This window comes from Ensifer sp. LC384, assembly GCF_001695865.1.
Lineage (GTDB): Bacteria > Pseudomonadota > Alphaproteobacteria > Rhizobiales > Rhizobiaceae > Ensifer.
Genome location: NZ_MBST01000067.1, coordinates 281,237 through 289,521, shown reverse-complemented (window position 1 = coordinate 289,521; position 8,285 = coordinate 281,237). Strand labels below are relative to the sequence as shown.

The following is an 8,285-nucleotide window of genomic DNA, read 5'->3' as shown; positions in this document are numbered from 1 at the left end:
AGACCATGCTGATCGACGATGGCACTGCTGCCAACGGCCTGCTTACAGCCGATCTTAAGGACACCACCGGTACTGCCATCAGCAGCGTCAGCGTTCTGAACCTCGACATCAGCGGTACGACCGTCACTGCGACGACACTGGCCAACTACCTCAGCGGTGTCGACACCGTCCTGAAGAGCATGACCGACTCCGCTGCGGACCTCGGCGCCGTCAACAAGCGCGTCGATCTCCAGAAGGACTTTGTCGACAACCTGATGGACTCGATCGAATCGGGTGTCGGCAAGCTGGTTGATGCCGACATGAACGAAGAGTCGACCCGTCTGAAGGCTCTGCAGACGCAGCAGCAGCTCGGTATCCAGGCGCTGACGATCGCCAACACCAACTCGCAGAACATCCTGTCGCTGTTCCGTTAATCAGCGCATGGGACATGATGGGCGAGCCTTCGCCCTTCATGAGCATGACCTCCAGGAAGCCGCGCCGCCCGAAAGGACGGCGCGGCTCTTCCGTTTCCGGCGTACCGCACGTTGCCGTTAACGCCTGCTTCATATTCCCTTATTTCTGTTTATCTTTGTTACCGACTTATGAATGACGTTAACCATTTGTTAACCAAACAATCGTTACACATTCGTTAAGAGCGAAGGGTCGCCCACAGGGCAAAACAGGGGCGGTTCGCATGACGCTGGTCCCGTCGCTGCCGGTCATTCACTCCGGAATGTTCTCAGAAAATCATTCGGGGCAAGTGACCAATGACCAGCATCATGACCAACACGGCCGCCATGGCCGCACTCCAGACGTTGCGCTCGATCAACACCAACATGGCCGAAGTGCAGGACAGGATCTCGTCCGGCTACCGCGTGCAGACCGCAGCCGACAACGCCGCCTATTGGTCGATCGCGACCACCATGCGCTCGGACAACGCCGCGCTTTCCACCGTTCAGGACGCGCTCGGTCTCGGTGCGGCCAAGGTCGATACCGCCTATGCGGCGATGAAGGCATCCATCGATGTCGTCACCGAAATCAAGACGAAGCTTGTCGCCGCGCGCGAGCCCGGTGTCGATAAGCTCAAGATCAACAAGGAAATCACCGAGCTGAAGAACCAGCTCATGTCCGCTGCGCAATCGGCGTCGTTCTCGAGCGAGAACTGGCTCTACAATACGAACACTGCCGCCGTCGGCACAAAGTCGGTCGTTGCCTCCTTCAACCGCGACGGAAACGGCAATGTTTCCATCACGACGCTCGATTTCGACACGGCGCAATCGATGCTGATCGACACGGGCAGCTCGGCCCGCGGCCTGCTGACCAGGGCCTATGATGCCGACCAGCTGCAGCAGACGCCGACCGGTACCGCCGCACCGTACTACCTCATCGTTGCCCCGCCGGCAGCGCCGCCGACCGGCACGGAAATCAAGCTGACCGCGACCACCGCGCCCGCGGAAATGGACGCGATGATCCGCGTCGTCGACAAGATCCTCGGGCAGTTGACCGACGCCGGTTCGACGCTTGGCGCGATCACCAAGCGCATCGACATGCAGGAAAGCTTCGTCGCCAACCTGATGGATACGATCGACAAGGGCGTTGGTCGCCTGGTCGATGCGGACATGAATGAGGAATCGACGCGGTTGAAGGCGCTGCAGACGCAGCAGCAACTCGGCATTCAGGCGCTGTCGATCGCCAATACCAACTCCGAGAACATCCTGCGCCTCTTCCAGCAGTAAGGTTTTCCAGCCGGCGGCGCCTTGGTGTCGCCGGTTTGGGACCACCCGGCCGCATCCGCCAAGAAGGTGGATCCGTGCCGATTTGAGTTCTGCCACGTCGTCGGTCACGGCACCCGGTGGAAACGGTTGGACCGCGCTAATTGCCCTGGCGCGGTCCAACACATTCATTTTCGCACAAGTTTGACCGAATAGCCTTCCCTCGCAGTCCTGTCCGTATGACTGCCGGCCAATATGAGATTTGCGCCGCCGCCTGCATCGGTCTGCCGCCGGAATGAAAATTCCCGTGCGCGGCCGTTGTAAGTCCAAGAATGCTGGGTTCGCCGCTATCGGCGACCGGACCCGAGGGAGACATTTCAGCAGTGTCAGGATCATGGGAATTCTGCGCCGTAAGGCGGCGCCTGTCAGGCAGACGGGGATCGCCTTCTATCGTCCTGCGCGCATCGAGGTTCCAGTCATGAGCGCGATGCTGTCCCGCTATCTCAAGGATTTCAGCGCGCCGAAAGTCGAACTGTCGATGATGCCGCCGAAGTATTTCCCCGACCTGGATGTCGACTACTCCGATGGCGACCGGCTCACTCCGCGGTCGGTTGCGCCGCCGGTCGATGTCGAGGCCGAGCGGCGCGAGGCTTTTGAGCAGGGGCGCGCCGAAGCCACGGCCGAGCTTGCCTTCGAGCACGGCAATCAGATCGCCGACCTCCAGGCGGCCCATGCGGCCGAAATCGATGCCCTGACCAGGCGCTTCGAGGATGAGGCCGCCAGCCGCATGGCCGGACGCTTTCAGGAAATGACGGATCAGCTGGCCGTGTCTCTGGGCGACCAGACCGCGCGCGTGCTTGCACCTGTCATGGAGGAGGCGCTGCTGCAGCGCGCCGTTGCCGATATGGCGCAGATGATCCGGCAGGGGATTATCGCCGGGGAAGGGTGCGCGATCACCATCAAGGGTCCGCTTCCTCTGTTCGAAGCCTTGAAGAGCAGCCTCGGCGAAGACATGCCGGTGTTCCGCCACGTTGAAACCAACGACATCGACCTCGCCATCGAAATGGACGAGACGATCCTCGTCACAAGAATGGCGGCTTGGGCCGACACTGTCCGGAAGGTTCTCGCATGAGCGACGAAAGCCACCACAACGGCAAGAACGAAATCATCATCGTCAAACGAGTTAGTGGCGGTCATGATGGTCATCACGGCGGCGGGTGGAAGATCGCCTATGCCGACTTCATGACGGCGATGATGGCCTTCTTCCTCGTGATGTGGTTGATCAATGCCGCCAACGAGGAAACCAAGGCGGCGATCGCCTCCTATTTCAACCCGGTGCAATTGACCGATCAAAAGCCCGCCGAGCGTGGCTTGAAGGACCCTGCGAAGGATGCGCAGGGCGAAGAGACGCAGCAGCGATCGAAGGTTGACGGCGAGCAGGAAAAGTCGGGCGGCTCGGCCAAAACAGGCGATCAGCTGACGGCGACCTCGGGCGAGGAAACGAAATACTCCGACGCCGATTTCTTCGAGAACCCTTACTCGGTGCTTTCCGAGATCGCGCAGGAGGTCGGTCAGCAGGCGAATATCAGCGCCAAGGGTGACGGCGGCGCTGCGCAATCCGGTCCGTCGACCGGCGCGGAAGGCGGCGAGGCCTATCGCGATCCGTTCGATCCGGATTTCTGGACCAGGCAGGTCGAAGTCAAGGATGCCGGCAACACGACCGAGAAGGACGTCGCCTTGGCATCCAAGGCCGCAATGGAGAGCGGCGCAGCACCGGTGCAAAAGACCGCCGAAGAGCAAAAGGCCGAAGAGGGTCTGAAGCCTGCTGATGCCGGCAAGACCGATGCTGAAAAGACCGAGCTTTCGAAGCAGGATGCCGCGGCCCAGGCCGAGGAGTTGAAGGCCGAGATCAAGAAGGAACTCGGCGGCGACGCCGGGAAACTGGCCGAGGGCCTCGCCGTGACGCCGGCTGAAGGCGGTCTGTTGGTGACGATCAGCGAGCAGACCGATTCCCAGATGTTTGCCGTCGGCTCGGCCGTGCCGCAGAAGGAACTGGTCAGGGCCATGGAGAAGATCGGCCGGCTGCTGTCGCAGCGCCAGGGCGCCGTCGCCATCCGTGGCCACACCGATGGTCGTCCGTTCAAGGACGGTACCTATGACAACTGGCGTCTGTCGGCTGCGCGCGCCCAGAGCGCCTATTACATGCTCGTTCGCGGTGGTCTGAAGGAAGATCGCGTCAGCCAGATCAGCGGCTTTGCCGACCGACGGTTGCAGATCCCTGGCGATCCCTATGCGCCCGGCAACCGCCGCATCGAAATCCTGCTGCAGTCGGCAAAGGGCTAGAACCGATGCTGCGACGCTTGCGATCCACCTTGATGATGTCGGTGCTCGCCATTCCGCTTTCGTCGGGAATGGCTCAGGCCAACGACCTCGAGGAGCTTGCACCCTTCAAGATGATCCGGTCGCTGCAATATGTGCAGGACTCGGTGGTGCTCGGCGATCATTCGGCCATCGAGATGCAGCGCTTCATGCTCGGCGCGATCGACAAGCGGCTGAGGGCTGCGGATGCGTCCGTGTTCAGCGACCCGCGCAACGTCGATGCGGCGCTCGTCTACGCCATGAGCGGGGGCAACCCGGAGACGCTCAACTATCTCGCCGATCATGATGTCGCCGGCAATTTCGATTCGCGCGTCACCGATGCGATGAGGCAGTATCTCGGCGGTAAGGGCGGCCTGATCGTCGAGAGCCTGTCGAAAGCCGCGCCCGAGTACCGGAACTCCCGTGTCGGTCCCTACCTGTTCCTGATCCTCGGCAATGCCATATCGCAGCAGGACCCGGTCGGGGCCATGAAGTTTTACGACTGGGCGCGGTTGACCGCACCGGGAACGATCATCGAAGAGGCAGCGCTGCGTCGTTCGGTCTTCCTCGCGGTTCAGGCGAACCTGCCCGACAAGGGCTTTCGCTACGCACTGAACTACGCCCGCCGCTACTTGACGTCGCCCTATGCGAGCCAATTCGCCGATGTCTTCGTCGAGCTGGCGGTGGGGCATTTCGACGAGGCGGCGCACGAGCGGATTTCCGAAATCCTGACCTTCATGGATGCTCCGCGTCAGCGGGAGGTCTATCTACGCGTCGCGCGGCGTGCGGCCATCAGCGGCAAGCAAACCCTGGCAAAGCTTGCCTCGGAGCGGGCAGAGCAACTCGCAACCGATGGCGCCTCCGAGCCGCGTGTGCTCGCCAATTTTTACGCCGGGCTGGCGTCGGTACCATCGTCTGACGTCTTCGCCGCGACCCAAAGCATCGTGGCGATCCCGGACGCAGAACTTTCTCCGCGCGATCGCGCCCTGCGTGACGCGGCCAAGGCGGTTGCAGATGCCGTTGTCAGACCACCGGACGATGAAAGCCTCACGCAAGCGTTCTCCGCTAGACCGGTCAGACCAGCCACGCCCGACGGTGAAGTCGAAGGCGCGGAAACGGGAAGCGGCATGAGCCCGTTCGGTGAACCGGCGGTGCAGGCCGGCACGCCGACGGCTGGGGAGACGACGCAAGCCGGCGCCGAGACTGCCGCCACCTCCGACCCATCCCATGACGGTTTCGTCGCAAAGGGCCGGTCCAAGGTCGAGGAGATCGATGCGCTGCTAAGGGGAGAAGGCAAATGAGAGCTCTCGACGAAAGCCTGCGTGCACCGCCTCAGTCCCAGACGGGCAAGCCGGGCGCACGCGCGGGCGGCAAGGAGCAGGCCCCTGGCGCCTTCGAGGATGCCGTTGCAACCGCAGGGCGCCAGAAGGCGAACGGCCAGGGTGCACAAGGCTCGAGCGAGGGTAACGGCAATGCGGCCGACGGCGAGAATTCGGGAGCGGCGGGCTTGATCGGCAACGGCAGCATCAACGGCGGAGAAGCCAAGGTCTCGATCACCAAGCCGGCGCACAATCGCGCGCCTGGAGATCTCGAAGATCCATCGCTCGAAAATCACAATGGTCAGAAGGAACGGTTCTCGCTCGCCGAGCGTGAAAGGGACGCCAAGCGTGTTGCTTCCGCCAAGGCGGCACAGGCGCGAGAACATGCGGGTGCATCCGACGCCGCGGGTGAAACGGCCGACCTGGCCGCGCGCATGGCGGCTTTGTCGCGCGGGTTGAACAAGACGCAGGCGAGCGGCGCGCAGGGCGTTGAAGGCAACGGCGAGCCAACCGATGTGGCCGCAGGTTCTGGTGCGAAAACCTCGCCAAGCGCCATCGTGGACGATCTGCTGACGTTGCTCGGCGGCAACGCGATGCTGTCGACGCGTGCGGACGCCCAAGGTGGCTCGGCCGGCGTTCATGCACTCGGTGAACGCGGAGCGAAGGGCATCGCGCATGGCGAGATGATCGATGCCCATGGTGCAGACGCTGGGGGTACTGATGGCGAGCAGGGAACCGACCGGCTGTTCCGCTTTGCCCGCGCCGACGGCAAGGGCCAGGCGATCTCGATGAGCATATCGAAGGATGGCGAACGCGCGACTGTCGACGCGGCTCGGTCGTCGGCCAAGGCCGAAAACGTCACCGTGCTCGAAGCTCGCCGTTATCTCGGCATTTCGATGAACACCAATTCCACCAATGTCACCAATGCGATCGCTGGCGACGCCGGTTTTGCCCAATCGCTGCAGCCGAGCGCCGCTCTCGGCCAGCCGGGCGCCTGGACGCAGGCCGGCAAGACCTTGAACACGCTCAAGATCCAGATGCATCCGATCGAGCTCGGCCTCGTCACCGCAACGTTGCGGTTGAAAGACGACGAGCTGCAGGTCGAACTGAAGGTGGAAAGCGGCGAAGCTTTCCGCCAGCTGCGCGACGACCAGAGCGAAATCGTCAAGGCGTTGCGGGCCCAAGGCTTCGCGGTCGATCAGATCAACGTCGTGTTTAATTCGGGCAGCGATGCCTCGACCGGCGGCAGTTCCCAGCAGCAACAGCAGGCCCAGGCGGGCCAGCAGGGCCGCGAACGCGCCGAGGATGGTGGCGGGCAGGGGCGGCAGCGGCAGGATGGCGACGGCCAAGGTTCAGTGGCGGAGAGGCGGGTTGGCAATGGCGGTACGGATGATGCGGTTGCCGGCACTGAGCGTTCTCGCACTGGTCACGTCTACATGTAGCGCATTCGCCAACGCTGGCTCCGGCATCTGCGAGCGTGAAATCATCTCGGCAGCGTCGAAATACGGCATCCCCGCCGGGATCCTCTATTCCGTCGGACTGACGGAAACCGGTCGCAAGGGGTCGCTGCAGCCCTACGCGATGAATATCGAGGGCAAGGCCTATTTCGGCACCAGTACTCAGGACGTTCTCGTTCGATTTGCCAACGCCCAGGCGCAGGGTGCCAAGCTCATCGATCTCGGTTGCATGCAGATCAATTACTACTTCCATGGCGATCAGTTCGCATCGCCGACGGAGATGCTTGACCCACGCAAGAATGTCGAATATGCCGCGCGCTTCCTGTCCAACCTTCGCGCAAAGCACGAGAGCTGGACCATGGCCGTCGCGCGGTATCACGCCGGCCCGAACAACGACCCGGCGCAGAAGAAATATGTCTGTCGGGTGATCGCGAATCTGGTCGCGACCGGCTACGGCAAGTGGACGCCCAGCGCCACGCAGTTCTGTCAATAAACAACCATTGATTGCCTGATCGCAGGCCATTCCACATTGTGGCGACAATGCGTGGAGAATGTGACGGCAAGTGGTTTTGTCGCAAACCGTTAACTTTTCCACATTATTTTAGTATGACCGTTAACGTCTAGCCACTAGATGTAGATCAAATCGGTGCGACATGGTTAATCAATTATTAATTCCACCCATTAACTTCCTCTAGTTGTTCATGAATCCCTCGATTCGTACCTCTCGATCAGTGCGGTGCCATACTGATTCGGAGGCGGACGAATGATCGTAGTGGTTGACGATAGAGAACTCGTAAAGGACGGCTATACGTCGCTTTTCGGGCGTGAAGGAATTCCCTCGACGGGCTTCGATCCCAAGGAATTCGGCGAGTGGGTGAATGCGGCGGCAGACTCGGATATCGACGCGGTCGAAGCGTTTCTGATCGGCCAGGGCGACAGCACCTTTGCCTTGCCGCGCGCGATCCGCGATCGGTCGATGGCGCCCGTTATCGCCGTCAGCGATACGCCCTCTCTCGAAAACACGCTGGCATTGTTTGACTGCGGAGTCGACGACGTCGTTCGCAAGCCGGTCCACCCCCGCGAGATCCTGGCCCGGGTGGCGGCGATCCGCCGCCGTCTGAAGGCCATCAACAACTACACCGACATCGGTCCGATCCGCGTCTTTGCCGATGGCCGTGATCCCGAGATCAATGGCGACGTGTTCGCATTGCCGCGCCGCGAGCGCCGCATTCTCGAATACCTGGTCGCCAACCGCGGGCGCCGGGTGTCCAAGTCTCAGATTTTCAACGCGATTTACGGCATCTTCGATGAAGACGTCGAGGAGAACGTCGTCGAAAGCCACATCAGCAAGCTGCGCAAGAAACTGCGCAAGAAGCTCGGCTTCGACCCGATCGATTCCAAGCGTTTCCTTGGCTACTGCATCGACTGGAACTAAGGCGCGTTCGGGCGGGCGAAGGTGG

Annotated in this window: 8 protein-coding genes; all 8 read left to right on the top strand. The window is 61.7% G+C overall.

Annotated elements, in window-relative coordinates; translation table 11 throughout:
- Positions 1–413 (top strand): flagellin (locus tag BC363_RS30560; protein WP_280137936.1); only part of this gene is annotated, 413 nt, incomplete at its 5' end.
- Positions 414–746: 333 nt separating this feature from the next.
- Positions 747–1,715 (top strand): flagellin, encoded by a 969-nt coding sequence (locus tag BC363_RS30555; RefSeq protein WP_065783024.1) that lies wholly within the window; start codon positions 747–749, stop codon positions 1,713–1,715.
- 454 nt (positions 1,716–2,169) lie between these two features.
- Positions 2,170–2,823, top strand: coding sequence for a hypothetical protein (locus BC363_RS30550; RefSeq protein ID WP_065783054.1), 654 nt, complete (start codon positions 2,170–2,172; stop codon positions 2,821–2,823).
- Entirely contained in the window at positions 2,820–4,034 is a 1,215-nt protein-coding gene (locus BC363_RS30545; protein WP_065783023.1) for a MotB family protein, read from the top strand. Before BC363_RS30550 ends, BC363_RS30545 begins: the two co-directional genes overlap by 4 nt.
- A gap of 5 nt (positions 4,035–4,039) precedes the next feature.
- Positions 4,040–5,350 (top strand): chemotaxis protein MotC, encoded by a 1,311-nt coding sequence (gene motC / locus BC363_RS30540; RefSeq protein ID WP_065783022.1) that lies wholly within the window; start codon positions 4,040–4,042, stop codon positions 5,348–5,350.
- Entirely contained in the window at positions 5,347–6,810 is a 1,464-nt protein-coding gene (locus BC363_RS30535; RefSeq protein WP_065783021.1) for a flagellar hook-length control protein FliK, read from the top strand. Before motC ends, BC363_RS30535 begins: the two co-directional genes overlap by 4 nt.
- Positions 6,761–7,318 carry a transglycosylase SLT domain-containing protein gene (locus tag BC363_RS30530; protein ID WP_065783020.1) on the top strand — a complete coding sequence of 186 codons (558 nt, stop codon included), beginning with the start codon at positions 6,761–6,763 and terminating at the stop codon, positions 7,316–7,318. Before BC363_RS30535 ends, BC363_RS30530 begins: the two co-directional genes overlap by 50 nt.
- A 270-nt stretch (positions 7,319–7,588) precedes the next feature.
- The gene (locus tag BC363_RS30525; RefSeq protein ID WP_065783019.1) at positions 7,589–8,260 is read left to right on the top strand and encodes a response regulator transcription factor; all 672 of its coding nucleotides are present in this window, start codon (positions 7,589–7,591) and stop codon (positions 8,258–8,260) included.
- Positions 8,261–8,285 lie beyond the last annotated feature (25 nt).

Excerpts from the sequence above, each read along its gene's own strand:
- BC363_RS30555 (WP_065783024.1), top strand. The coding sequence starts at position 747 with ATGACCAGCATCATGACCAACACGGCCGCCATGGCCGCACTCCAGACG.
- BC363_RS30550 (WP_065783054.1), top strand. The coding sequence starts at position 2,170 with ATGAGCGCGATGCTGTCCCGCTATCTCAAGGATTTCAGCGCGCCGAAA.
- BC363_RS30545 (WP_065783023.1), top strand. The coding sequence starts at position 2,820 with ATGAGCGACGAAAGCCACCACAACGGCAAGAACGAAATCATCATCGTC.
- motC (WP_065783022.1), top strand. The coding sequence starts at position 4,040 with ATGCTGCGACGCTTGCGATCCACCTTGATGATGTCGGTGCTCGCCATT.
- BC363_RS30535 (WP_065783021.1), top strand. The coding sequence starts at position 5,347 with ATGAGAGCTCTCGACGAAAGCCTGCGTGCACCGCCTCAGTCCCAGACG.
- BC363_RS30530 (WP_065783020.1), top strand. The coding sequence starts at position 6,761 with ATGCGGTTGCCGGCACTGAGCGTTCTCGCACTGGTCACGTCTACATGT.
- BC363_RS30525 (WP_065783019.1), top strand. The coding sequence starts at position 7,589 with ATGATCGTAGTGGTTGACGATAGAGAACTCGTAAAGGACGGCTATACG.